This is a genomic window from Vibrio sp. B1FIG11, assembly GCF_905175335.1.
GTDB classification, from domain to species: Bacteria; Pseudomonadota; Gammaproteobacteria; order Enterobacterales; family Vibrionaceae; genus Vibrio; species Vibrio campbellii.
In genome coordinates, this window is sequence record NZ_HG992752.1 from 1063686 (window position 1) to 1089268 (window position 25583).

A 25583-nucleotide genomic window follows, 5' to 3' on the forward strand; every position below is an offset into this window, starting at 1 on the left:
GAAAACTGTGTTTATGATTACACTTAATTGTACAGTGTGCAATTGTTTCTTTTGCAGGGGTAATGCTTACTTTTTATGTTGATATATTGCGAAACTGCTCAACAATAAAACGTTTGCGCACAAACATTTCATTAAAATTTGATTTACAACATGGCCATCCATAGAATTCAACGCTCAGTCTAATATAAAAGAAGTAATGTCATGAAACTGGAAACTGTCGATTATCTTGCTGACGACGCTGCTCAACAGTTCGTCACCTCACTGCGCGAAACAGGCTTTGGTGTCCTTAAAAACCACCCAATTCCTCAAGAGCTGGTGGAGTCTATTTACAAAAACTGGTACGAGTTTTTCTGCTCTGAGCAAAAGAACGATTTCCACTTCAATGTTGAAACACAAGACGGTTATTTTCCACCATCAGTTTCTGAAGTCGCGAAAGGCCACTCAGTCAAAGATATTAAAGAGTACTTTCATGTATACCCTTGGGGACAAATGCCTGAGCAGCTAAAAGCGGAAATCATGGAATACTATGACCGTGCTAACGCGTTTGCTCAAGAACTGCTTGGCTGGGTAGAAGAATACGCACCAAAAGAGGTACAAGAGAAGTTCTCTATCGCGTTGTCTGAAATGATCAACAACAGCGATAAAACACTTCTACGCGTTCTGCATTACCCACCGATGACTGGCGAAGAAGAGCCAGGCGCAATTCGTGCGGCTGCCCATGAAGACATCAACCTTCTGACGGTACTGCCAGCAGCGAACGAGCCGGGTCTTCAGGTTAAGAGCAAAGAAGGTGATTGGCTAGATGTGCCATGTGACTTCGGTAACCTAATCATCAACATTGGTGACATGCTGCAAGAAGCATCGGGTGGTTACTTCCCATCGACGACTCATCGCGTTATCAACCCAACAGGCGGTCGCCAAGAAAAATCTCGTATTTCTTTGCCACTGTTCCTACACCCAAAACCGGATACTGTGCTTTCTGAGCGTTACACCGCACACAGTTACTTGATGGAGCGTCTGAGAGAGCTGGGCGTTATTTAAGTTAACGAGATCCCCCTTCAAAAGGCTGACGGTTTATGACTGTCAGCCTTTTTGTGTTTATGGTACAAATTGACTAGCTTTAATAACAGGTACTTAAAACGGTTAGGGGATACATGGACGAACAATTTGATGTTTGCCACAACGGACAGCAATATATGGAAAACCCATTGTTATGGCCGATTCTAGACATTCTCCGAAAACAACCTACCAACTGGAAGGTGCACACACTCGCGCAGGAGCTTGGTGAGCACGGTTACATCCCTCAATTAGATTCATCCCCAGATAAAGACTTGTTTAAACGTAACTTCTTACTGATGAACGCTCTTTATCAGCTACAAGATACGTTATACCCCGACGGCTGGCTGCAAGTTGAAGCAATGAATATTGTCCTGATGTCGGCCATTGAAGCCTCTCGCCACAGTATCGATATCAATGATCCTCTAAGAGAGTATTACCTTGATTGGAAGAACTACGAAGCGGATGAAGGTGAGGTACGTAGGCTGCTTAATGAATTCTGGAGCCGATACCAACGTTATATCGGTGGAAGCTCATCTTCAGATTTAGATCGCGCCAAGGCGCTGAGTTTATTTGAGTTAAGTGCTGATGCGACTAAAGCAGAAATCCGAAAGCAGTGGCGCAAACTCGCGCTACGTTGGCATCCAGACAGAGATAATGGGGATTCAGAACGCTTTCGGGTTTTATGCGATGCATGGAATGTTTTACGTAACGGATGATCGGTTTTGCGTGACGACGTAACAAATTAAGCTTGTTGGCGATACTCCCCAATCTAATTCAAACAAAAAAGGCAGCGTTCTATCGCTGCCTTTTTGCTATTCGTGTTGCTCAGTATTAACGAGAAGGTTTGAACTGAGACTTACGCATGCGGTTCAGTGCCGCCATGACATCTAATGTACGTGGTTTTGCTAGGTCACCTTGTTTCGGCAGTGTTGCGTACCATTCGCCAGATAGCATGTCTTCAATTTCTTTCGCTGGGTGGTTACACCAACCAGGAAGTTGCGCGATTTGGAACCATAGCCAACCGATGGTGTTGACTTCATCTGCGGACTCCAGCTGCTCAAGTGCGCTCAGGTCTGTAAACTCTTTACCGAAGCGAAGAGAGTCTTTGCCTTTTGCATTCACGCGGAACTTACCATCTGTCAGAATGTTCATCAGTGCTACACGGTTCAGCGCGCGAGGACGGAACGTTTGTAGGCTCTCTTCTGATTCGTTATGACGCTGACTAGGGTGCTGAGCGATAACCTCTTTGGCTTTTTCTGTTACATCAACCGCTTGGTAGTCGTGCATTTGGATAACCGTATCCGCAACGTCTAGGTAGTCACCAGAGCCACCCATAACGATGATGGTAGAGATTTCTAACTCGTCACGCAGTTGACCAATACGATCAACCAATGGAGTGATGGGTTCGTCGCCTTTTGCTACTAACGCCTGCATACGTTCGTCGCGAATCATGAAGTTAGTTGCTGACGTATCTTCATCGATAAGCAGTGAACTTGCGCCTGCTTCGATAGACTCTTGTAGCCAAGCCGCTTGAGAAGTTGAACCCGACGCGTCTTGTGTAGAGAAATCCGCCGTGTCTTTGCCCATTGGCAAGTGGTTGATGTAGTTCGATAGGTTCAAGTGATGAACACAGCGACCATCTTCCGCACGGATCTTCATCGCATTCGCATCTGTTACGATGTATTCACGACCATCGCCAGGGATGTGATCGTAGATAGAACGTTCTACTGCATTCAGTAGCGTTGATTTACCGTGGAAACCACCACCAACAATCAAGGTGATGCCTTTTGGAATGCCCAAACCGGTTACATAGCCTTTGTTTGGTGCGTGTAGAGTAACCTGAAGTGACTCTGGCGCTTTAAATTCGACCGCATCTTTCATCGGTAGATCGCAGTTACCGGCAATACGTGGAAGCACGCTACCATTCGCAACGAAAGCGACAAGATTATTTGCTTCTAATTGTTCACGCAGTGACGCTTGATCTTCCACCACTTTACAGTGTTCTATCAACGCGTCTTTGTTCAGCTCACGCTCCAGCGTTGCGCGACGAATAAACTTCGGCAAGTAGAACGTCAAAATGTTGTTCGCTTTCTTACCAAGAACAGAGCGACCTTCAGCTGGCAAATTCACGCGGAAGCGAAGCTCAATGCCTTCTTCAGTGAAAAGCACCGCAGTGTTATCTAGAACGGTTTGACCGCTTAGAGAGATAGAAACGGCGTTCTCTTGTTTTGCAAACTCATCAAAACTGCGAGCAATAAAGTCACGAGCCGCGCGTTGGAATGCAGGGGATTCATCTTTAAGCCATTCAAGACCGGTCAAAGACCACGCGCGAGTAGCACGTAGGCGAGAAGCAGATGCGTACGGGTCACCTTGTACGTAATCAATGTACAAGTCGAAATCACCAAAGTCGTACTGACCTTTGATTTGTTGGTATGCGCGATAGTTCTGCTTTTCGATTTTCTTAAGCGTGGCAGTCAACTGATCCATGAAGATAATGGCCTTTTTATTGGAAGCGGGCGGCGATTATAGAAACCACCGCCAGCAGAGTAAAGGAAATGCTTAGGAAGAATAGGTGTATTGTCCACCTAATAGGTTTTGATTAAACAAACTTTGTTCAAATTCATTGCAAGGCATTGGCTTACCGTACAAAAAGCCTTGTCCAATATCGCAGCCTTCACCAATCAAAAATTGCTCTTGTTGAGTGGACTCAATCCCTTCAATGACCACTTGAAGTTCCAGTTTTTTGGCGATGTGGATGATAGAGCAGATGATGGCTTTGTCGTCGTCAGATTTTTCCATTTGTTGCACAAAGCTTTTATCAATTTTAATTGCATCAAACGGGTATTTTTTCAAATAACTGAAAGAGGCATAACCCGTTCCGAAGTCATCAAGTGACAATGTCACTCCAAGTTTGTGCAGTTTATTCAATGTATTACGTGCAACAACCTCATCGGCAATGAGCGCGCTCTCGGTGACTTCCAGTTCGAGGAAGTGTGCGGGTAGGTGAAAGGTATCTAATAGGTGTTCAATCTGCTCTGCGAAGTTAACGTTTTGCAATTGGATAGGTGAGACATTCACAGCAATCTTAAAATTATCCACCAGCTCAGACCATTGCTTAGCTTTGTCTATTGCCGTGCGAAGTACAAACGAACCGACTTCAAAGATTAAGCCATTTTGCTCGGCCATGTGAATTAGGGCCTCATTAGAGACATCGCCCAGCACCGGATGGCGCCAACGTAGTAGTGCTTCAGCACCAATCCATTTATGTGTATGTGGGAGGACTTTCGGTTGGAAGTACAGCATTAAGTCGTCGTTACGAACCGCTTGCAGTAAGTAGCTCTCAAGTTGGTTGTGATTGTTTAGCTCTTGGGATTGGCTTTCACAGAAATAGCTATAGGACTCTCCGGATTCTTTACACAGCAACATTGCATAACACGCGTTTTGCAGTAACTGTTTCGCGTAACTGTTTTTATGAGCTTGCACAACGCCCACATAAGAGTGAAGGTGGACTTCGTTGTCCTCAATACAAAAATCCCCCAAACTGACATGATTAATGTCGTCGAGGAGGTGCTGTACTTTCGTTTCTATGTTTTCGCCGGTAACGATGATAACGACGTCGTTAGAGCTTGGTCTTCCTGTGACAAAATAGCTGGATTCGGTGTGGCCAAGGCGAAAACGAAACTCTTTCAATACCTCGTCAAAGGCTTCGAAGCCGTATTTCGTTTGTATGCTTCGAGCATTGCTAAAGCCGACATTAATCACCACTAAAGAGTGTTGTTCAGTATCAATGCCATCCAAGGTTTGGTCTAACACTTGTTCGAGTGCTGCCCGATTCAAAAAGCCTGTCCCTTGATCGTGAGTCTGCTGATAACTGACTTGCTTCTCGGCGGCTTTACGGCGGTCTATCTCTCTTGTCAAAGAGTAGCTAAGCTGAGCAAGGTCAGTAGTGCGGGTCTCAACTCGGCTTTTAAGTTCGTTATTCAATCGGACAAGCTTATGTTGTTGAAAAACGACGGCAAGCTGCGCTTCGATAGACTCTTTGAAAGAGGCGAGAAGTTCTCGGTAGGTGTCGTTGTACTGGTTTTCTTTCGCATCCAACATGCAGATGGTGCCGAAGGTTTCTCCGTTCGGCCAATACAGCGGCAGCCCGCAATAAGAGATCATTCCGAGCTTGATGTCTGGGTTATCTTTCCAATGTTCGTCAACCAGCGCATTTGGGACTAATAACTCACATTTGTTTTCAATAACATGTTCGCAATAAAGACCGTGCCCGAGCGTTTCTTTGTCGCCGACTTGGTAAGGATTATTTTCGGTTTCACTGGAGGTGTTTACTTCGATGTAATCGGGGTGTATTCGCATGATCAGCGTGGTGGGTACATCGGCAATGCGGGCTAGGAGATTGACGATATTTTGCCAACTTCTCCGCATCGATTCGGGTATCTCGTAATCTAGTGTTTGTAATGTACCCATAAAGGCAGTCCTTTCCCGTTGGTCCACATCCTGTGAACAAGCGTCATTTTTCTATTTGTTGTTAGATGAACTTGTTATTTAACCATTCGTTTAAATTAAGTATAGGGGGACGAGAACTTCAGACAAAAAAAAGTCCCGAAAACCTTTCAGGACTTTGAAATACTTGGCACTATCTCAGGAGTGAGACGTCAGAGTTGGGAGGCAGTTTACGGTTTCAATGCTTTAAGCGTTTTCATTGAGATGTCCTGAGTGTAATCGACACCTTCAAAGTTGAAGCCATTTAACTTCATAAATTCGTCTTTAAAGCCTTCATAATCGCCGATTTCGGCAAAGTTGTCCGCGTTCATTTGCTCTAACAAAGCCGACACTTCTTTTTGGACTTCAGGATCCAATTCAAGATCATCGATACGAATCAAACGTTCGCCATCGACAGGCACTTTTGGTTGGTCATAAAGCTTGGTCGTAAACAGACGTTGCATTTGCTCGATACAACGTTCGTGTGTGCCTTTTTCTTTCATCACACGATATAGCGCCAGAAGGTAAGGGCTGAGAGCTGGGATGAAAACACTCGCTTTAGTTACCAAGGCCTTACAGACAGTGGCGTACGCTCCGCCACCAAAGTTTGCCATCTTGATATTTAATGAATGGCTGGTTTGGTGTAAATCCACTTTTGCGCGACCTAACGTGCCATCTAAGTAAATAGGGTGTGTTACTTCCGGTCCCATGTAGGAGAAGGCGATGGTTTTACAACCTTTGGCTACCGATTCTGAGTTGATCAGTGTGTCGATCCAACTCTCCCAGTCTTCACCGCCCATCACTTTAATCGTTGCTTCCGCTTCTTCTTCTGTCGCTGGAGCGAGCGTTGATTCAACCCACTGGTCGTTTTCAAGCATGATAGAAGCACCCGTCACCGATTCACCAATAGGTTTGATGACGCTGCGCCAGAACTCGTCGGATTCTGGTTTTGGACGAACACCTGTCGCCAAGCTGTAAATCACCAAATCTACTTCACCTTCGAAGTAGGTTTCAATCGCTTCAATCACTTGGTTACGAACAGTATCAGAAAAGGCGTCGCCTACGATGTTAACCGCAGTACGGCCATGATGAGTGGCTTCATCTTTAAAATAGATGTTGTTGTACCAACCTGCGCTGCCAACGCCCTTGTCTGATGGGCCGCGTTCAAAAGAGACGCCGATCGTGTCTGCTTCTGCACCGCCGAATGTAAGGGCGATGCGAGCGGCTAAGCCGAAACCTGAAGAGGCACCAATAATCAAAACGCGCTTGGGGCCATTTTTGATCGGTGGTGCCTGTTTTACGTATTCAATTTGCTCTTTGATGGAAGCGCGGCACCCATACGGGTGTGCCGAGCGAGCTACAACACCCTGAATTAACGGTTCTATTTGCATTGTTATTATCTAACCTTGGTGAATAAGATACCGGTTAGGGTAACGTAAAGTTAGGTAAAACTTATTGAGCTAGACCAGTAAAATTAGAGATGTTTAACCAATTCTTGAGCGACAAAGTCAGCAATGTAGGGTTGAGCTTCCGGTTTTGGGTGCAAGCCATCGTCCATCATCCATTCTGGTTTAATGATGACATGCTCTAAGAAGAATGGCATTAGTGCTACTTGCTGATGTTCTGCCAGTTTAGGGTAGATGTCGTAGAACATATCGCTGTAACGCTTACCATAATTTGGTGGAACGCGGATTTGCATCATGACGACATCCGCACCAGAATCTTTGATCATGGTAATCATTTTCGATAGGTTTGACGTAATAAGTTTAGGTGGGAAACCACGCAGGCCATCGTTAGCGCCAAGCTCAATCAGAACCAAGTCGGGCGTGTGCTGCTCAAGGAGAGAAGGTAACCGTGCAAGGCCATTGCCTGTGGTGTCACCAGAGATGCTACCGTTTACAACTTTTACATCTTGGCCATGTTCTAATAACGCGTCTGGGAGTAAGCTAGGCCAACTCTCCTCAATAGGCATTTGATAACCAGCGCTTAGGCTGTCGCCCAAAACAAGTAGCTTTTCGCTCGCATGGGCTGTAGCGGAAAGGCAGAAAAAGAGAACTAAGGAAAGTATACGAATCATGCAAACACCTGTACTTAACGCACCTATTGTTCAAGCGAATTTGGTTTCTAAACAAGTCTCTACTAATCAAGAACAATTAACAATCCTTAAAAATGTAAATGTTGACATTAGAAAGGGTGAAAGAATTGCCATCGTCGGCACATCTGGCGCGGGCAAATCTACGCTAATGACACTTCTTGCCGGTTTGGACACACCAACGTCGGGTGAGATTACGTTGCTCGGTCATGAACTCTCCAAAATGGACGACGAAGCACGTGCAAAGATTCGCGCTGACTCGTTGGGCTTTGTGTTTCAGAGCTTCCTTCTTATCCCGAGCCTAACTGCTCTGCGCAACGTAACGCTGCCTTGTCTTTTACGTGGTGAGGCTGAAGATGATTCAAGGGCAAAGGATTTGCTGACTGCGGTAGGCCTAGAAAAACGCTTAGACCATTTACCAAGTCAGCTATCAGGGGGGGAACAACAAAGGGTTGCCCTTGCTCGTGCTTTCATGACTCAGCCAGAGCTGTTGTTTGCAGACGAGCCAACAGGGAATTTGGACCACCAAACCGCCGAGAAAGTCATTGAGCTGCTTTTTGACTTGAACGAACAGCACGGTACGACCTTAATCTTAGTTACGCATGACAGCCTTTTAGCCAGCCGTTGTGATCGAGTGTATCGAATGGAAGCCGGAGAATTGAAAGAGGAGGTGACATGTCCGTGATCTCTTCTAGTGAACAAGACTCGGCGCCAAGCAACCAAAAGGCGAAGCATTCTCCGAACAAAAGCCTAGTGCGTTGGAGCTTGGGGGAAATACGTCAAGGGAACCTGTGGCCGATCAGCGTCGCATTGATTTTGGTGATTGCCAGCATCTTCGCGCTCTCTGCTTTGGCGGAGCGAATGGAGCAGGTCATCGTTAAACAGGGCAAAGATGCATTAACCGCCGATGCTGTATTTGTTTCCGCTAACCCCATTCCTGATGCACTTATTGCTGCGACAGATAAACTAGAACGCTCAACCATGACGCGCTTTGCGACGATGGCATTCAGCGAGACGGGGATGCAGCTGATTTCCGTTCGAGCCGTTGATGAGCAATACCCATTGATGGGCGATCTGGTTCTCGACAGCAATTCGTCAGGCCATGTGAAGGCAAACCAACTTTGGCTAGACGAGCGCATTATGGCGCAGTTGGATGTGAATAAAGGTGACATTGTCACTATTGGCGATGCTGATTTCACGGTCTCTGGTGCCGTATTGATGGAACCTGGACTGAGCTTCAACCCTTTCCAACAAATGCCTTCGGCGTATATTCACCAAAGTGACGTTGAGAAAACGGGCGCCATTCAGGTTGGCAGCCGTGTGCAATATCGCCTGTTCCTCAAAGGTGATGATACAACGCTGACTCAACTTCAAGACAATACTGAACTCTCTCCGAGTGATCGCTGGCGCACGCAAGATACGGCAAGTCGCAGTAATGAAGTGTTCGAGCGCACAACTCAATATCTTTCGCTAACAGTTGCGATCGTCATCATTATGGCGGCAACGACGTTGGTTTTGACTTGCCAAAGTTACGTAAACAGCCGAACTCAAACCATCGCGATGCTGAAGAGCTTGGGTGCAAGTCGTCGTTGGATTGAAAAATGGTTACTGATTCAAGTCACAATCTTGTTGGTGAGTGCGAGCATCGTTGGCCTGTTATTGGGTAGCGGCTTGGAATATTTGTTGCGAATTCCACTCAAAGATCTTCTCCCAAATCCACTTCCTAGTTACGGCGTCACTCCGGTTTTAATCTCTGTTGTTTCAGCCGTTCTTATTACGGTACCAGCGCTTGGTATTCCTTTGCTTGGTCTAATAAAAACGCCTGCGTTAGAAGTGCTGCAGCAAGGTTCTGGTAAGCGTTCTTGGAAGCGCATGTGGTTAGTTCTGGTCCCAGTGGTGCCATTGCTGATTCTATACGCAAATAACACGTTAGTGTGGATTGTGCTTGCAGGCATTGCTGCCTTGTTTGTTGTGCTTGCCGTCGTGAGTGTCATGCTTACCAAGTTGTTTGCTCGAATATCGACAAAGCCCGCGATGAAGCTCGCCTTAAGTCGAATTAACCGAACCCCAGTGACGAGTGGCTTGCAGTTTGGCGCCTTATCTCTGTCATTAATGTTGCTCTCTATTATTTGGCTTGTACGCAGCGATATCCTTGCTGATTGGGCGAGGACGCTACCAGCGGATGCTCCCAACGTTTTCGCTTTGAATATTGCAGACTATGAGCTCGATAGCTACCTTGAGACATTGGATAAAAATGGCGTGACAAGGTCACAGGCTTTCCCAATTATTCGTGGTCGACTTGCCGAAATTAACGATGTGAGTGTCAAAGAGATAAAATCTCAAGGTCAAGGTTCTGATGCAGTAAGCCGAGAGTTAAACCTAACATGGGGGGATGCGTTGCCAGAATACAATGAAATCCTGTCAGGCTCTTGGACGAACAAAGCAAGCGTGTCTGTCGAGGCACAAGTCGCGGACGAACTTGGTATTGATCTGGGTGACAAACTGCGTTTTGTGATTAACAGTCAGAACTTCGATGCTACCGTCGACAGCATTCGTCATGTCGAGTGGCGAGATATGAAGCCAAACTTTTACTTCATCTTTTCTTCAGATGTTATGGCAAGCTTGCCGGGTTCTTATTTGATCAGCTATCGAATCGACGATGGTAATGAAGCTCTGCTGACTTCAATGTCTCGGGCTCACCCTACGGTATCAGTGCTCGATATTCGAACCATGGGTGACAAAATCCAACAACTTATCCAACAGATAGTATCAGCGATTACCATTTTGGCGCTTCTCGGTGTCGTTGCGGGTTTGCTGTTGATATTTACACTATTACGTTTGAGCTTATCTCAGCGTCAGGAAGAGATTCGACTCTATCGAACCCTAGGTTCCAGTAAGAAACGTATCAACACGACGTTGTGGGCTGAATATGGGATTATGGCGCTTGTCGCAAGTGGTGTTGCAGTGTTTGCCGCAGAAGCGTGTGTAGCAGCAGTAATGAAGTATGGTTTCCAACTTAGTCCACAGATTCACCCTGAATTGTGGATAGCTTTACCAGTAGCCACGTTCTCTGTGTTAGCACTCGTAGTAATGAGTCTTATAAAAAGATTGTTAACACCGGTAAACACTTAGTCTGCCTTGTTTCGCAGCAAGTGGAAGCACTCCATGACACTTTTATTTTAGTTATCCACAAAAACGGTGGATAACTTTTGGGATAACTGAAGTGTTAGTAAAGTGGGGTGTTTCCGCAGGCTTTATGCCATGGGTGTTAGCGTTAAAATATTATTCACACAGGTAGAAAAAACGGCTTTCCCAACAACCTCGTCAAGCACTTTTTTAGGAAATTTTTTGCTCTCAAAAGTAACTTTTTTCGTACACCGTTAACAAATGCAAACCCATGAACTTTTTGTGATTTTAATCATGCTCAAACCCGAGTAGAATCACACTAAGTAAAGATTTCTCCTTATAAAATTTTCAGTGAAGCAATGAAGTCTGAGTTTCCAAATCGTAAAGATAAACACATCGCTATTATCGGTGGTGGGGTTGCGGGTTCAACTGCAGCCATTCACTTTGCCGAGTTAGGTTTCAAAGTCTCCGTAATCGAAAAAGGCGTCTCTTTGGTCAATGGTCCTCCAATTTGTCATTTACATGCTGGTGGTAACCTTTATCGAGAGATTTCCGAGCAACAGTGCTTGGATCTTCTGGCTCAGTCTATCGATACGATTCGTTTGTATCCGCATTCACTGAATGTCCGTCCTACCTTAATCGCGGTTCCACATTCTGATGGAGGAGATCCGGAAGCGTTGTTACCACGCTTAGAGGTCATCAAATCGGCGTATCAAAAGCTCGTTCAACAAGCGCCTGATAACAAAGTGCTTGGTGAGCCCGATGAGTACTACAAGCTGTACTCGAAAGCAGAACTTCTTGCGCTGGCGCAGCAAACACAACCGCAAAGCCCAAAGAGCATCGATGAATGGTGTATTCCGTTTGCTCAACACGCCGATCTGGAAGCTCTTAAATATCCGGTCGTCGCAGTTCAGGAATACGGATGGAGCGTGTTCAGATTAGCTGCGGTAGCGAATATGACGCTAGATCAACTTTCTAATGTTGAGGTATTGACTCAAGCGGAACTTAAGCAAGCCCATTGGGATGGTTCACATTGGGCGCTCACATATCTTAAAGACGATAAGTATCAGCTTTTGAGCTGTGACTACCTAATCAATGCTTGCGGTTTTGAAACTGGTGCAGTGGATGACGCTATTGGCGTGAAACGCGATCGATTGGTTGAGTTTAAGGCGGCTTACGTTACGCGTTGGAATGAATGTACGCAGCAGTGGCCAGAAGTGATCTTCCATGGCCCTCGGGGTACCGATAAAGGCATGGCTCAATTAACGCCTTATGGTGACGGTTACTTCCAATTGCACGGTATGACAAAAGGCATCACATTATTTGATGACGGCTTGGTGGAGAGCTCTAACACTTCTGCACAGCCTGAGCTGCCTACACGATTGTTGTCTAAGATCCGAAATGGTTGGCGACAAGAAATCCTAGATGAGCGTACGGGCAATGCGATTAAGCATATGGCTCAGTTTATTCCTGAATACAAAAATGCCGTTAAGGGTGGCAAAGCACTGTTTGGTGCGCAGCAAATCCCGGGAACCGATCCTGTATTGCGTGCCGCTGACGTGACATTCGAAGAGAATAACTACGCTCGAATCGAAGTTGTTAAGGCTTCTTCTACCTTACTTGCCGCACAAAAGATGGCAAAACATTGGTTTGGGGTTGAGCCTGAATCTAATGTTGAAACGCAACACCCGGTCACTGTGCATTGGAGTGAAAAAGAAGTAGAACAGTTTGCGATTAAACTGACGCAAGAACGCGGCTACCCTCAAGCACTTGCAGAGCGTTACGGCATGTAACGCTCACATTTGTTTTTCAATTTGGTGTGTTTCAATCTGGGCTCGACTCTCTGACTAATAACCAAAGAATTGAGCCCATTGGCACCACACATCTTGCAGACCTTGTCTGTCTCCGCGAACAAAACGCACTTCTTGTCCCGGTTTGGCTTGCGCTAATCGTGGTAAGTCAATTCTCGCCACACAGCCAAATTTAGGGTAACCACCGATGGTCTGGTGATCGTTCAATAATATGATGGGGTTCCCGTCGTTAGGAACCTGAATAGAGCCAAGCGCAATACCTTCTGAAAGCACCCCATCATAAGGTGGCTGTATCGCTTCGCCCTCAAGACGATAACCCATGCGGTTAGAATTGGGGGAGATGGTAAAGCTAGTTGAATAAAAGTCATCAATCGATTGTTGAGCAAAATCTTCGTACTGATAGCCTTCGATAACCCTAAGCGTTAAGGGTAAGTTGTAATCAGGTTTGAATCGGAACGTCATCTGCCTCGATTTTGATGAGGGAAGTGTATGCGGTTCAAATCCAATCATATCTCCGGCTTTCAGCGGTTCGCCGTTTTGCGTTAGACCACCCAACGACTCTCGTACGGCGGTGGATGTACTTCCTAAGTGTGTCTGCACATCAAAGCCGCCTTTAACTGCTAAGTAAGCACGAAGGCCATTCCTCGCGATACCAAACTTGAGTGTTTGGCCTTTACGTAGACAAAAGTCAGACCAATTGGCAATGGGCTCCCCATTAACCGTTGCATTAAGGTCACCACCACAAATCGCCACATGGCAATCGCTTAGGGCCTTAAAGCTCGCATTGCCCAATGTAATTTCGATCACAGAGCAGTTAACTGGATTGCCTAAAAGATGGTTAGACCAACTGTAAGCGTAATCATCGACTGGACCACTTTGAGTGATACCGATGTGTGCTAACCCGAATCGACCGAAATCTTGAATCAAAGAGAGCGGGCCTGGCTTTTCTACCAATAAACCTACGAAGCTCATAAAACGCCTCCTAAATTCACAAATTCCTGCTTGGATATCGAACCAAACGTGACCTTGTCACCCACCTCAAATGGAATGAAGGGAGGGGTATCAGTGAATAGCGAAATTGGCGTGCGGCCTATGATATTCCACCCACCAGGGCTGTCTGCTGGATAGACTGCGGTTTTACTGTCAGCAATGGCAACACTGCCCGCAGGAACATGTGTTCGAGGTGTTTGATGCCTTGGTATTTGCAGCTCTTGAGTTACGTCAGAGAGAAAAGCAAAGCCAGGGGCAAATCCAATCGCCGAAACGGTATAAATCGGTTTAGTATGTAACTCAATGAGTTGATTCATCGATAATCCGTTTTGTTCGAAGCGCGCAAAATCCAGAGCGGTTTCTTGCGAATAATAAACGGGGATGGAAATATAGTTCGGTTGCTTGTTGGCCATTGACTGGACATCAAACCGGCTGACGATTTGATTGAGCTCCTGCAGAATCGTGGTTTCTTGAATTCTAAAGGGCAAGTAATCGATCAATATGGTTCGATAAGAAGGAACCACGTTCATAACAATAAGTTTGAGCTTATCGACAATCTGATGCGCTAATTCACCAATATGTTCGACAGTAATGGTGTCGTCGAATCGAATTAAGATGCTGCATTCAGAAATGGGAGAGATAGAAAACTGCCCTTGATTCATTAATTTCCTCCGGTGTAGAGACTTTGACGAATCTTTTGAACGAGAGCGATGGATTCGTCGTTATCCCCATGGACACAAATTGTGTCGGCTTCTAGAAGAATGTACTGACCAGAAGCGGTTTTTACCCGACCAGACTCTGCCAGCATTCTTACTTGTTCTAAAATGGCATGTTCACTGTTTAATACTGCATTAGGCTGCGTTCTTGGTGTGAGCATTCCATCATCTTGATAGAGACGATCGGCAAAGGCTTCAAACAGCAATGGCACATCGAAATCGTCAGCAATTTCGAGATACTTTTCGTTTTCTTTGGAGGCTAAAATCATCAACGGCACTTTAAACAGCGCCACAGCTTTGACGACGGCAAGAAAAACGCCATCACTTTGCATCATATCGTTGTACAGCGCACCATGGGGTTTGATATAGCCAATGTCTGTGTATTGCGCTTTGCACAAAGCTTGCAGAGCTCCGACTTGGTAAATCACCATATTAGTGATTTCGTCGTTGGTCATTTTTATGCTGCGACGCCCAAAACCTTGTAGGTCTGGGTAGCCTGGGTGAGCGCCGATTTCTACATCGTGTTGATTGGCGAGGGTAATCGTATCGTGCATGACATTCGGGTCAGAAGCATGAAAACCACAAGCGATGTTTGCCATATCGATAAAAGGCATCACGCACTCATCTGCGCCCATTTTCCATGCGCCAAAGCTTTCACCCATGTCGCAATTTAGTGTCAGTTGCTGATTATTCAATGTCATACGTTTATAAAGTCCAAAGTATGCTTAAAAATGCAGGAAAATGCGTTTAAGTTCAGTGACTAACTTCATTTTTCGAGCAGAAGGTTATTGATAGAACGATGAAAAGATCATCAGTTCTTTGAAATGATCCGAAGTTTCAAGAAATTCATGACTGATCAGTCTAATATCTGAGAATTTCAGGTTTATTTCATTGCATGTCGTGTTAATCTTATTTCTTCTTTTTGTGTGATAGTTTGCATAGCAATCCTTTTGGTCTTTTGATTGCTTTCTGCGACAGGAATATATATGTCATTACGAGCAAAGCTAATATGGCCGATTCTCGCTTTCATCACGGTCATCTTTGTTACATCTCAAAGTTACACGTCATACATTACTTATCAATCCGCGAAACATGAACTGGTTGATCAAACCAAGGTTCTCATCAACGATGTCTCTCATTCAATTAAAGATGCGCTCGCAACAAAGAACAAGCAACAAGCACAATTGATCTTGGCTGATTTCTTGGAGGAGCCAAACGTATCACGCGTCAAGCTTTACGACAAAGAGAATCAGTTATTTGCGATCTTTACTTTGGATGGTGCGACGCTCCCTTCGCCGACAGTGACAGAGCGTAGTCGTCTGCATGAGGTGGGTTACGCTCTTTCGGCGCACTTTCTTTATGTATTAGAACCTGTCATTCATGACGGCAAGGTTGTCGGTACAATACGGGTCACTATTTCCCAGTTACCTCTGATGGAAGTGAGAGATGCGCTTCTGCAAGATGGGCTGCTGTTCTTGGCGATTCTTTTGGTCGGTAGTGTTGTGTTTTACATTGGTGTAGAGCGCCGCGTATTGCGACCAATCATTGAAGTGAATCGTGCGCTTCAGGACGTAGCAAATGGTCATCATCTTAGTGGCCGTATTGAGCATCGCGCGAAAGATGAAGTCGGTGAGTTGGTGTCTTCTTTTAACTTCATGCTCGATCGCCAACAAAGATTGGAGAAACAACGTAAGCACAGCTTGGAAGTATTAGAGCGCCGTAAAGCCTTCGCTGAAGAAGTCGTGGACTCTATTCAAGATGCACTGATCGTGACTGACAATTTAGGGCGTGTAATACATTGCAACAGGGCGACACATCGAATTTTTGAAAAGACCTACCATGGTATAGAAACGGCTAACATTTGTGATTTGATTCAGACTAAAACACCAAATGAGCTCAGACAAATTCTGAGTCGTGGCTTAGAGTGCGATGACATCCACCTTGAAAATAGGGAAGGCGAACAGCAGCTGAGCCTAACGAGCCGACTTCTTAGCAAGCACGGCTACCTTTTATTCGTGATTCAAGATATTACTGAAATTGAAGAAGCAATGAATCGTCAGCGTGTCGCGGGGCGTGTGTTTGAGAGCAGTCAAGATGGACTCGTTGTACTGAATCATCAAGGCATCATTACCATGGTGAACCCCGCAGTGACCAAACTTGTTGGTTTGGATTCGGACCAATTAGTTGGTAAGCCATTCATAAAATCTATTCGCTGGCGCAAACTGCAAGCCATGATGCCAAGCATCCTCGAGTCGATCGATAACTATGGCATGTGGCAAGGGGAAGTCATTGAAAAGAATCATCTAGGTCAGCTCATACCCATGTTCGCAAGAGTAAATCGTATCATTAAGAGCGAAGATCAAAATGCGTATGACATGGTGATTATTTTAACCGACCTCTCAAGTGCAAAAGAGATGGAGCGTCTAGAGTACTTAGCTCATCACGATGCGTTAACAGGACTGGCGAATCGTTCCAAGTTCCATCTAGAGCTTGAAGAATTAGTACAAAGATCAGGCTATCTACGTGACGAGTTTGCGGTACTTTATCTCGACTTGGACGGCTTTAAAGGTATCAACGATACTTATGGTCATGATGCGGGCGATGAAGTACTCAAGATCGTTGCTAAACGTATGACTGGTGCAACGAGGCACAGCGATTTAATCGCACGCTTGTCTGGCGATGAGTTCGTAATGTTGGTTAATCCTGCCAATCAAAAAGTCGTAACACGAATCGCGGAACAGTTGCTTGAGACGATTTGTTCGCCAATTGAATACCGAGGCTCACTACTTAAAGTTGGCGTTAGTATTGGTGTGAAACTGGTTGGTGTAAATGAACGAGATGCGACTAGAATTCTTAAGAGCGCGGATACTGCCATGTATCAAGCGAAGAAAGCAGGTAAAGGCCAAGCAATTTTAATGGGTTGCGAATCCCCAGATACAGTTTAAAAACGGGTTAGAAACCTTTAGACTAGCCCGATTCGCGTCAGAAGGAATGATAAAATGAAAGTACTTGTTACGGGTGGTATGGGCTACATTGGCAGCCACACTTGTATTCAAATGATCGAAGCTGGTATGACACCAGTGATTCTCGATAACCTTTACAACAGCAAACCAACCGTGCTCGAGCGCATTGAAAAAGTTTGCGGCGTAAAACCAGTATTCATTGAAGCTGACATTCGTGACAAAGCTGCGCTTGTCGATGCAATGAAAGCGCACAACATTGAAGCCGTTATCCACTTTGCTGGCCTTAAAGCAGTGGGTGAGTCTGTAGAAAAGCCACTGGAATACTACGACAACAACGTTAACGGTACGCTTGTTCTGGTTGATGCAATGCGCGAAGCGGGTGTTAAATCTATCGTATTTAGCTCTTCTGCAACGGTTTATGGTGATCCAGCTTCTGTGCCAATTATGGAAGACTTCCCAACAAGCGCGACAAACCCATACGGCCGCAGCAAGCTGATGGTAGAAGAGTGTTTGACTGACTTCCAAAAAGCAAACCCTGATTGGAGTATTACGCTGCTTCGTTACTTCAACCCAGTTGGCTCTCATCCAACGGGTGAGCTTGGTGAAGATCCGCAAGGCATTCCAAATAACTTGATGCCATTCGTTTCTCAAGTTGCAGTGGGCCGTCGTGAATTCCTATCAGTATTTGGTAGTGATTACCCAACAAAAGACGGTACAGGCGTTCGTGACTACATCCATGTAATGGATCTTTCTGATGGTCACGTAGCGGCACTAGACAAAGTAGGTAACAAAGCAGGCCTTCATATTTACAACCTTGGTACAGGCAACGGTTACAGCGTACTAGAAATGGTAAAAGCGTTCGAAGCTGCATCTGGTAAAGAAGTTCCGTTTAAGCTGGTGGATCGTCGCCCTGGTGACATTGCTGAATGTTGGGCTGACCCTTCAAAAGCAGCTAACGAACTTGGTTGGAAAGCGGTTCGTACGCTTGAAGAGATGACAAGTGATACTTGGCGTTGGCAGTCAAATAACCCTCAAGGTTACCCAGACGCTTAAAATCTTAAGCTTTACACTTTATTAACAAAAAGGCGCAGTTCTGCGCCTTTTTTGATCTAAATCGGAAAAATTCGTAAATTACTGGTTAAAAGGTAGCTTCAATAAATAGAAGTGCTAAACTATGTCCGACTCTTAATTTAGGTCGTAAATTTTTTCAAGACTATCGGGGTAGTTCATGGAACTTGGTCTAATCATCGCTTTCATCGTAGCAGCAGCAGTTATGGTGAAGAAAGAGATGGCAAAGCAGTAAGTTTTCATTTTTCATTCTTTTCTTAACATTTTTGAAATGAAAACGGATAAAAAAAGCCAGCATAATGCTGGCTTTTTTGTGTTTGTAACACTTAGAACTCGTATTTGACACTAATGTTGTAGTTACGCTCTGCCTGCGTGATGTCACGGCTTAGCTCAGTTTCACCACGTACATCGTTCCACAAGTAGTACTCTTCATTCGTCAAGTTCATCACACCTGCACGAACGGTCAGGTCTTTCATTGGCTTGTAGTAAGCAGTTAGATCGACAACTGTCGCTGATGGTAGTGCAACTTGGTCTTTAGTTCCGCCATTATTACCATCTGAGTTGATATCACTGTCAGACTTCTTCGCAGTGTAGTTAACTTTTAAGCTTGTACCCCAAAGCGCGTTTGGCGAGTCGTAGTTAACCGCTGCCACAGCATTCCAAGGGTTGACACTATTAAGTGGGTTACCATTGCCATCTTCACCTTCAGTGTATGCAGCGGCTACGCGCGTTGTAACACCCTGCGGAAGGCTTGCAATCGCATGCCAATCAAGGCTGTTAGACAGTTCAACACCTTTTACGGTTGCTTCATTGATGTTGATGAATGTGTACTCTGTTAAGCCGCCATTACTTGTTGATGTTTGAACAATAAAATCAGTGAAATCGCTGTAGTAAAGCGCGAACTCGGTTGCCGATGCTGCTGTGTTATGACGGTAACCCAATTCGTAAGACAAGCTTTTTTCTGATTCTAGATCTGGGTTAGGGCGGTTAGTGTAACCATGGCCTGGGTTGTCATACGTGTAGTAAAGCTCATCAAATGACGGAGCTCGGAAACCTTGGCTTACTTGAGCGAACACAGTTCCTGGCTGAGACACTTTGTAAGTTGCACCTAGACGACCCGTAAATGCAGAGTCACTAAACTTCTTGAATGACTCGTCAGACGTATCTGATGGATCGGTAGAGAAGTAGTCGTAGCGAACACCCGGCGTTAAGATTAGCTTGTCGTTTAGCAACGCGATTTCGTCTTGAAGGAACAGGCCAAAGCTTTGTTCTTTCGCGTCTGGTGTGTAGACATAAACCTTGTCTGGAGTACTAGGATCAGAGTTAAACTCGCGGTTAGTATTGCTTATGTCACTGTGTTTGTATGATAAACCGTACACGAGGTAGTGGTTTTGAATCTCTTTATCTAGCTGAGTTTCAAATTCAATTTTATCTTCCGTGTATTCGTAATCTTTCTTCTGCTGGTTGTCACCGTTTGCTGGAACCCAAGGTGGATGACCTGCACTGGCTTCTTTAAATCGATTTGTTACGCCATTTTCTTCTTTACTGATCCAAGTAAGTTGAGAAGTGATGGTGTCAGAGATGGCCAAATCTGCGAACCAAATGTGTTTCAGACCTAGACGGTTTTGTTTGGTTGTGTCTTCAGCATTGAAGTTTTTGTAAGACGAACTCGCAATGTCTGAATCCGTTTGGTTGTAAATAACTTCACCCAAAAACTCTAAACGATGATCGTCATTAAGTTGCGACTGCAGTTTTACCAACAAATCGTTCTTGTAGTAATCTTGGTCTGTTACTGAATAATCGTCATAAGGGGCTTTTGCGAAGTTTTGTAGTTCAGAGCCATCACGGCGTGTGTAAGCGACCAATGCTTCAACATTGTCAAACTGCTTTGCCAAAGCAACATGCTCACTAAATGAGTTGTCTTCAGAAGAGTAAGAGAGCTTAGCTTGACCACCGAAGTCTTTGCCATCTTTTAAGAAGTCACTTGGATCTTTGGTTTCAAACGCCACAACGCCACCAATAGCATCGCTACCATGCAAGCTAGAAGCCGCACCTTTTACGATCTCAACGCTCTTTAGCATGTCAGGGTCTACAGTAACCGCACTAGAGTTGATGAAAGAGTATGGGCCGCCATCGAAAACACCTGGCTGAGATGCACCGTCCACCAAGATTTTCACTCGCTTGCCTTCCATGCCACGAATGTTAATGCTTTGAACACCTTGGCGTTGAGTGCCATTCACCGTAACACCAGGGGTGTACTCGAATACATCATTGAGATCTTTTGCCATGTTCTCTTCGAGATCTTTCTCAGAAACAACGGCAACAGAAGCTGCTACAGTATCCATAGTTTGGTTTGTACGAGTTGCTGATACAACGACTTCATTAAATGTGGATGTATCTTCAGCGTAAGCACCTTGGGAGAGGGCGATAAGAATAGAGGCTGACAAAATTGATTTTTTATACATTGGCTTCAATACCTTAAATCCATAAGAGGCAATAACAACGTGCGGTATCTTATTGGATCTAAATGGTAATTACTATCATTACAATTAGTGTTTATTGTTAATTCTGTAAGTCAAAATTTGTACTATAGGAAAGGTAGTCTTTAAATATCAATCTGTTATATTGGTTGAAGCTACATTTTTAATTTTTTCTCAAACACCACTACTGTGATAGCTATCACATAAATAGGAGTTTCTGTGCAGAGCCCAATCACTTTAGAAGCACTTCATATTCTTGATGCTATTGATAGAAGAGGAAGTTTTGCTGCTGCCGCGAACGAGTTAGATCGCGCGCCTTCGTCACTCAGTTATCAAATACAAAAGCTTGAACAAGACCTTGATATCAACATTTTTGACCGTTCAGGCCACAAAGCACATTTCACTGAAGCGGGAAAATTGATACTTGAACGTGGCAGGGCGATTCTGCAAGCAAGCGAAAAGCTCGTTAATGACGCCACCTTGCTCGCTAATGGGTGGGAGCTCGATATTACGGTCGCGTTTGATGGCATTATTCCGATTTCAAACTTTTTCCCAATGGTCGACGCGCTAGCCAACGTAAGTAGTACGCGGGTAAGACTGCAAGAAGAGATTCTCGCGGGGGGATGGGAGTCACTCAACGCAGGCCGTGCAGATCTGCTCGTTTGTCCTCCGCTAGACACTTTACCTCAGGACGTAAAGGCCGAAAACATAGGTAAAATGAGCATGGTATGGGTGGCTGCATCCGATCACTATGTACATAAACGGAGTGGTGACTTCGATGATGCTGCGAGGGCGAAATACCGAGTGATTGCGATCGCGGATACGGCAAGAGAGCAGCCAGCAATGTCGATTAATGTTATGCAGAAACAGCCAAGGCTCACCGTCACCAACTTTCCCGCGAAAGTGGAAGCACTGACTTCCGGATTGGGGATCGGCACTCTCCCAAGCCAAATTGCTCAGCCTTTGATTGAAAGTGGCGCCTTAAAGCGAATCGAAGGTACAGAAGACCAGCCGGTTGATATTATTCTTGCGTGGCGCAGAAACGCGATGGGTGAAGCGAAATCATGGTGCGTTCAATACTTAAAGAAGAATTGGAAATTAAAGTGATGCTGTAACTTTATTTTAGTTTTGCAAGGCAAACAGTAAGTTCGCTCAACAAAGGGACGCGATTGAGCGTCCCTTTATTTATTTTTAATCAGTTATGCCGATCTTTCTCTTGATAGGACTCAATTAGTTGAGAGGAAGAATCATATCGGCAGTACCATCAGCGAACTGTACATCCAATTCAAAACCCAAACTTTGCGCGAGTGACAACATGCCTCGGTTGGTTGGCATTGTCATACCAGACATCTGCTTTGTGCCTTTCGCTTGGCAGTAAGTAATGATCTTTTGCATCAACACTTTGCCTAAACCTTTTCCTTTTAAATCTGAACGCACCAAAATGGCAAACTCGGCATCGCTGTTGTCCGGAGTAATCAGCGCCCGCGCTACACCTATGATAGAAGGACCGTTCTCATCAAACGCCACTGCAACAAACGCCATTTCTCGGTCGTAATCGATTTGAGTGAGATTAGCGAGCGCCTCATGGTTAAATTCGCCCACGTCAGAAAAGAATCGGTTGTACAGATCTTCTTTAGAGACACTATTGATGAACTCTGCGTGGATAGGTTCATCTTCCGGCAAAATAGGACGAAGCAGAATAGGTTGGCCATCTCTCAATGTGACGGTTTCAACAAACTCGGCAGGGAAAGGACGAATCGCTAACCGTTCTTGCGCATCACCTTTGTATTGCTTCAATGTTACGTCGGCATCAATAATGGTTAAGTCGCTACCAGATACGAGTACTGGATGTATATCAAGCCTCTCTATTTCTGGCAACTCAACTGCCATTTGAGAGATACGAACTAAGAACTTAGACAGTTCGGTAATGTCTAGCGCATCTTTATGTTTCTGTAATCGAACCTTACCTGATTTCAGTGCAATGACGATTAAGTAGCGTGCCAGGTTCATATTGAGCGGAGGCAGGGCAGCAACCGCATCTTGCGTGATATTCCAATCTGAACCACCTTGCCCAAGTAAGATCACCGGCCCGAACACCTTGTCCACCGCGATACTGACGCGCAACTCTTCGGCGCTACCAAGCTTCGCCATCCCTTGCACCAAAAGGCCTTGAAGATTCGCGGTAGGGTAACTTAGCTTGGCGGTGTCTAAGATCGCTTGTGCGGCACTCGAGACCTCTTGGCTGTTACGTAGGTTAAGCGCGACGCCGTGTACGTCCGATTTATGAGGAATGTCAGGAGAGCGAAGTTTTACCGCCACCGGATAGCCGATGTTCTCTGCCATATGTACGGCTTCTGTGACTTCCGAAGCGATCCAAGTAGGGAGAATATGAAAACCAAACTGCTCAAATAATGGACTGGATTGGTGGGTATCTAGTGTTGCTGTGTTTTTATCCAGTAATTGTTCGCGGGCCCACTCGCGCGCAGAATTTACACTACCAGAGTGTAATGGTTCCGCCGTCGTTGGTGTTTCCATCAGTTGTTTTTGGTTACGCCTGTACTCGACCAAGTGCATGTAAGCGACAACGGCACTCTCTGGCGTTCGGTAAGTAGGAATGCCAGCTTGAGTGAACGCAAGACGAGCTTCCCGAGAGGTTTGTTCGCCAGACCAATTAGTCAGAATATTAAAGTGTTTGTGTCTCGGATGGGCTTGAATAGCTTCAATTACCGCGTGGGCGGTTTCCAAAGAGTCAGACACAGCAGAAGGACTGTGCATGATCAAAATCGCATCGGCACAGTCATTATTCATGAGTGTGTTTATCGTATCGACATAGCGCTTTTTCGTCGCATCGCCCGCAAGGTCGATAGGGTTCACACCGCGCCAGTTGGTTGGTAATACCGTGCTCAACTGCTCGGCAGACACCTCATCAAGTGAAGCAAGCTTACCGCCGCGTTCTAGCAACGTATCCACTGCCATAACAGCAGGTCCGCCACCGTTAGTAATGATCGCAAGACGTTCACCACGGAGTGGAACAGAGTGGGTCAGAGTTTCTACAGCGGCAAACAATTCGTGGGTGTTACCTACGCGTAGCATACCGGTTCTACGAATCGCCGAGTCATAAATCACATCCAACGAATCAACGTCTTGATCACCCAGTGTTCTAGCCTGAGTCGATTTACCGGCTTTCAAAACCAAAATGCGTCGGTTACGAGAGGCTGCACGAGCAGCAGACATGAAGCGGCGCGCATCTTTAATCGTATCCACGTAAAGAAGAATGGCCTCTGTTTTTGCATCCATACTCAAGTAATCGAGCAATTCAGCAAAATCGACATCTTGTCCTTGGCCAATAGAAATAAAAGAGGAGAAACCGATATTCTTGTCATTCGCCCAATCTAATACCGTTGTGCAAACGGCCGCGGATTGAGAGATAAAAGCAATCTTGCCGGGTAACGCAGCAACAGGAGAAAACGAGCAATTGAAGTTATGCCAAGGAAGAATAACGCCAAGACTGTTTGGCCCAATGACTCGGATGTTTAAGTCAGAAACATCGATGTTTTCGGCATCGTCAGAAATAACAATCGCGAATTCTGTCCCTCGCTCATCCAGTTCTTTCAGCAACTTCTTATTGCGTGCCACATTAGTACAGAGGATGGCGATATCAGGGGTATAGGGCAGGGAAGCAATGTTTGGATAAGCAATAACACCGGACACCGATTTGTATTTTGGTGTCACGGGCATGATCGCGCCGCCAAAAGCACTTTGAAGCAAATTACGCATTACAATTTGGCCTGCGCGCAGCGCTTTTTGAGATGCGCCAATCACAGCAACAGAATTCGGTTTGAAGAGTTTTTGTAGCTTATTCATTGTGACTCCTTTGCCATCGACGACGAGAACGGTCGGTCATTCCTCATACAATCATAAACGAATAAGCTTCTCTTTAAATATGAACAAGCCAGACATTGGTGCAAAACTAAACCATGCGTACAGAGTTTGTGTCGCTCATCACACCAAAATCACAGTTTATTGTGTTTGGTGCTTGATAAAATAGCCTGCTATCGGCATGATTTATCGTAATATTTATCCAGAGCGTTTGTTACTTCATGAAAAAAATCGCAATCATCGGCTTGTCAGTACTGCTTTCTGCTTGTGCATCTGAATCTTACATCACTGACGTAACGTCAGAAAGCTACCGAGAAGACTACCAATCTCAGTCTATTTCAAAGCCAATTATGTCGTCTGAGAACGCAGTGGTAGAGAAAGACGTAGAACCAACAGTTGTAAAAATGACTGCGAAGCCTGAAGAGAAAAAGGTCGTTAAGTTAACACCTAAAGATCAGGCGAAACCAGTTAAGATCATTCCGCCTAGTAAGAAACAAGCGGGCATTCAGCGCTTTGGTTACACCATCCAAGTTGTTGCCGTAGGCAGCCAAGCAAAAGTCGACCAGTTTGCGCGTCAGCTACCACAAAACAGCCAGCCAATTTGGGAAAACTACAAAGTGGTAAATGGAACTAAGTGGTTCTCAGTACTTTACGGTGACTACGCAACAAGTGCAGAAGCCAAGCAAGCAATCTCGACATTGCCAACGCACTTCCAACAGCTTAAGCCATTTGTGAAGAGCATTGATGCCATTAAGAACTCGGCTTATCCAACGCTTAACAAGCTAAATTAATAGAACAAGAGAAGGGAGCGTTTTGCTCCCTTTTTTCTTTGGTCAAATCCTATTCGAACAGCATTCCTCACAGTAAAATTACTGTACGTTACTACTCAAAGGTTTATCATACTGAATAGTATC

18 protein-coding genes are annotated in these 25583 nt (G+C 45.3%); 9 read left to right on the forward strand and 9 right to left on the reverse strand.

Annotated elements, in window-relative coordinates:
* The first annotated feature begins 201 nt into the window (after positions 1-201).
* Complete coding sequence (locus KHO06_RS21610; protein ID WP_012129391.1) at positions 202-1041, forward strand: 2OG-Fe(II) oxygenase family protein; 840 nt, start codon at positions 202-204, stop codon at positions 1039-1041.
* Between the two features lie 113 nt (positions 1042-1154).
* The gene (locus KHO06_RS21615) at positions 1155-1775 is read left to right on the forward strand and encodes a DNA-J related domain-containing protein (RefSeq protein WP_047477234.1); all 621 of its coding nucleotides are present in this window, start codon (positions 1155-1157) and stop codon (positions 1773-1775) included.
* Between the two features lie 115 nt (positions 1776-1890).
* Here KHO06_RS21615 and KHO06_RS21620 read toward each other — a convergent pair whose 3' ends face one another.
* From KHO06_RS21620 to tesA, 4 genes are all read right to left on the reverse strand, one after another.
* Positions 1891-3546 carry an ABC-ATPase domain-containing protein gene (locus KHO06_RS21620; protein WP_103414201.1) on the reverse strand — a complete coding sequence of 552 codons (1656 nt, stop codon included), beginning with the start codon at positions 3544-3546 and terminating at the stop codon, positions 1891-1893.
* Positions 3547-3618: 72 nt separating this feature from the next.
* On the reverse strand, positions 3619-5529 hold the full coding sequence (locus KHO06_RS21625; protein WP_212583383.1) for an EAL domain-containing protein: 1911 nt from the start codon (positions 5527-5529) through the stop codon (positions 3619-3621).
* Positions 5530-5735: 206 nt separating this feature from the next.
* Positions 5736-6935, reverse strand: coding sequence for an enoyl-ACP reductase FabV (fabV, locus tag KHO06_RS21630; protein WP_212583384.1), 1200 nt, complete (start codon positions 6933-6935; stop codon positions 5736-5738).
* 83 nt (positions 6936-7018) lie between these two features.
* Positions 7019-7621: a multifunctional acyl-CoA thioesterase I/protease I/lysophospholipase L1 gene (gene tesA, locus KHO06_RS21635; protein WP_038889230.1), complete on the reverse strand. Its 603-nt coding sequence runs from the start codon at positions 7619-7621 to the stop codon at positions 7019-7021.
* Between tesA and KHO06_RS21640 the strand changes: the two genes are divergently transcribed.
* The 3 genes from KHO06_RS21640 to KHO06_RS21650 all read left to right on the forward strand — a co-directional run bounded on the left by KHO06_RS21640 (position 7620) and on the right by KHO06_RS21650 (position 12555).
* On the forward strand, positions 7620-8321 hold the full coding sequence (locus tag KHO06_RS21640; RefSeq protein WP_005430709.1) for an ABC transporter ATP-binding protein: 702 nt from the start codon (positions 7620-7622) through the stop codon (positions 8319-8321). The genes tesA and KHO06_RS21640 overlap by 2 nt on opposite strands.
* Positions 8312-10768, forward strand: coding sequence for an FtsX-like permease family protein (locus KHO06_RS21645; RefSeq protein ID WP_212583385.1), 2457 nt, complete (start codon positions 8312-8314; stop codon positions 10766-10768). The genes KHO06_RS21640 and KHO06_RS21645 overlap by 10 nt, the downstream gene beginning before the upstream one ends.
* Before the next feature lie 353 nt (positions 10769-11121).
* Positions 11122-12555 (forward strand): FAD-dependent oxidoreductase, encoded by a 1434-nt coding sequence (locus tag KHO06_RS21650; RefSeq protein WP_212583386.1) that lies wholly within the window; start codon positions 11122-11124, stop codon positions 12553-12555.
* A gap of 54 nt (positions 12556-12609) precedes the next feature.
* Here the strand turns inward: KHO06_RS21650 and KHO06_RS21655 are convergent, their stop codons facing one another.
* The 3 genes from KHO06_RS21655 to KHO06_RS21665 are packed head-to-tail and all read right to left on the reverse strand — an operon-like array spanning position 12610 to position 14980.
* Positions 12610-13545, reverse strand: a complete 936-nt coding sequence (locus KHO06_RS21655; RefSeq protein WP_212583387.1) for a biotin-dependent carboxyltransferase family protein — start codon at positions 13543-13545, stop codon at positions 12610-12612.
* On the reverse strand, positions 13542-14225 hold the full coding sequence (locus KHO06_RS21660; protein ID WP_212583388.1) for a carboxyltransferase domain-containing protein: 684 nt from the start codon (positions 14223-14225) through the stop codon (positions 13542-13544). Before KHO06_RS21660 ends, KHO06_RS21655 begins: the two co-directional genes overlap by 4 nt.
* Positions 14225-14980 (reverse strand): 5-oxoprolinase subunit PxpA, encoded by a 756-nt coding sequence (locus KHO06_RS21665; protein WP_212583389.1) that lies wholly within the window; start codon positions 14978-14980, stop codon positions 14225-14227. The genes KHO06_RS21660 and KHO06_RS21665 overlap by 1 nt, the downstream gene beginning before the upstream one ends.
* 285 nt (positions 14981-15265) lie before the next feature.
* On the opposite strand from KHO06_RS21665, the gene KHO06_RS21670 reads away from it, so the two are divergent.
* The gene (locus KHO06_RS21670) at positions 15266-17224 is read left to right on the forward strand and encodes a diguanylate cyclase (protein WP_045376607.1); all 1959 of its coding nucleotides are present in this window, start codon (positions 15266-15268) and stop codon (positions 17222-17224) included.
* A 54-nt stretch (positions 17225-17278) separates the two neighbouring features.
* Complete coding sequence (gene galE, locus KHO06_RS21675) at positions 17279-18295, forward strand: UDP-glucose 4-epimerase GalE (RefSeq protein ID WP_005531327.1); 1017 nt, start codon at positions 17279-17281, stop codon at positions 18293-18295.
* A gap of 341 nt (positions 18296-18636) precedes the next feature.
* On the opposite strand, the gene KHO06_RS21680 is transcribed toward galE, so the two are convergent.
* Positions 18637-20775 carry a TonB-dependent hemoglobin/transferrin/lactoferrin family receptor gene (locus KHO06_RS21680; protein WP_212583390.1) on the reverse strand — a complete coding sequence of 713 codons (2139 nt, stop codon included), beginning with the start codon at positions 20773-20775 and terminating at the stop codon, positions 18637-18639.
* 234 nt (positions 20776-21009) lie between these two features.
* On the opposite strand from KHO06_RS21680, the gene KHO06_RS21685 reads away from it, so the two are divergent.
* Positions 21010-21897, forward strand: coding sequence for a LysR family transcriptional regulator (locus KHO06_RS21685; protein WP_010644119.1), 888 nt, complete (start codon positions 21010-21012; stop codon positions 21895-21897).
* Positions 21898-22020: 123 nt separating this feature from the next.
* On the opposite strand, the gene KHO06_RS21690 is transcribed toward KHO06_RS21685, so the two are convergent.
* The gene (locus tag KHO06_RS21690) at positions 22021-24654 is read right to left on the reverse strand and encodes a bifunctional acetate--CoA ligase family protein/GNAT family N-acetyltransferase (protein ID WP_212583391.1); all 2634 of its coding nucleotides are present in this window, start codon (positions 24652-24654) and stop codon (positions 22021-22023) included.
* 236 nt (positions 24655-24890) lie between these two features.
* Between KHO06_RS21690 and KHO06_RS21695 the strand changes: the two genes are divergently transcribed.
* Positions 24891-25460 carry an SPOR domain-containing protein gene (locus KHO06_RS21695; protein ID WP_005427030.1) on the forward strand — a complete coding sequence of 190 codons (570 nt, stop codon included), beginning with the start codon at positions 24891-24893 and terminating at the stop codon, positions 25458-25460.
* Positions 25461-25583 lie beyond the last annotated feature (123 nt).

Excerpts from the sequence above, each read along its gene's own strand:
- KHO06_RS21680 (WP_212583390.1), bottom strand. The coding sequence starts at position 20,775 with ATGTATAAAAAATCAATTTTGTCAGCCTCTATTCTTATCGCCCTCTCC.
- KHO06_RS21660 (WP_212583388.1), bottom strand. The coding sequence starts at position 14,225 with ATGAATCAAGGGCAGTTTTCTATCTCTCCCATTTCTGAATGCAGCATC.
- KHO06_RS21610 (WP_012129391.1), top strand. The coding sequence starts at position 202 with ATGAAACTGGAAACTGTCGATTATCTTGCTGACGACGCTGCTCAACAG.
- tesA (WP_038889230.1), bottom strand. The coding sequence starts at position 7,621 with ATGATTCGTATACTTTCCTTAGTTCTCTTTTTCTGCCTTTCCGCTACA.
- KHO06_RS21640 (WP_005430709.1), top strand. The coding sequence starts at position 7,620 with ATGCAAACACCTGTACTTAACGCACCTATTGTTCAAGCGAATTTGGTT.
- KHO06_RS21670 (WP_045376607.1), top strand. The coding sequence starts at position 15,266 with ATGTCATTACGAGCAAAGCTAATATGGCCGATTCTCGCTTTCATCACG.
- KHO06_RS21695 (WP_005427030.1), top strand. The coding sequence starts at position 24,891 with ATGAAAAAAATCGCAATCATCGGCTTGTCAGTACTGCTTTCTGCTTGT.
- fabV (WP_212583384.1), bottom strand. The coding sequence starts at position 6,935 with ATGCAAATAGAACCGTTAATTCAGGGTGTTGTAGCTCGCTCGGCACAC.
- KHO06_RS21665 (WP_212583389.1), bottom strand. The coding sequence starts at position 14,980 with ATGACATTGAATAATCAGCAACTGACACTAAATTGCGACATGGGTGAA.
- KHO06_RS21620 (WP_103414201.1), bottom strand. The coding sequence starts at position 3,546 with ATGGATCAGTTGACTGCCACGCTTAAGAAAATCGAAAAGCAGAACTAT.
- KHO06_RS21615 (WP_047477234.1), top strand. The coding sequence starts at position 1,155 with ATGGACGAACAATTTGATGTTTGCCACAACGGACAGCAATATATGGAA.
- KHO06_RS21645 (WP_212583385.1), top strand. The coding sequence starts at position 8,312 with ATGTCCGTGATCTCTTCTAGTGAACAAGACTCGGCGCCAAGCAACCAA.
- KHO06_RS21625 (WP_212583383.1), bottom strand. The coding sequence starts at position 5,529 with ATGGGTACATTACAAACACTAGATTACGAGATACCCGAATCGATGCGG.
- KHO06_RS21655 (WP_212583387.1), bottom strand. The coding sequence starts at position 13,545 with ATGAGCTTCGTAGGTTTATTGGTAGAAAAGCCAGGCCCGCTCTCTTTG.
- galE (WP_005531327.1), top strand. The coding sequence starts at position 17,279 with ATGAAAGTACTTGTTACGGGTGGTATGGGCTACATTGGCAGCCACACT.
- KHO06_RS21690 (WP_212583391.1), bottom strand. The coding sequence starts at position 24,654 with ATGAATAAGCTACAAAAACTCTTCAAACCGAATTCTGTTGCTGTGATT.
- KHO06_RS21650 (WP_212583386.1), top strand. The coding sequence starts at position 11,122 with ATGAAGTCTGAGTTTCCAAATCGTAAAGATAAACACATCGCTATTATC.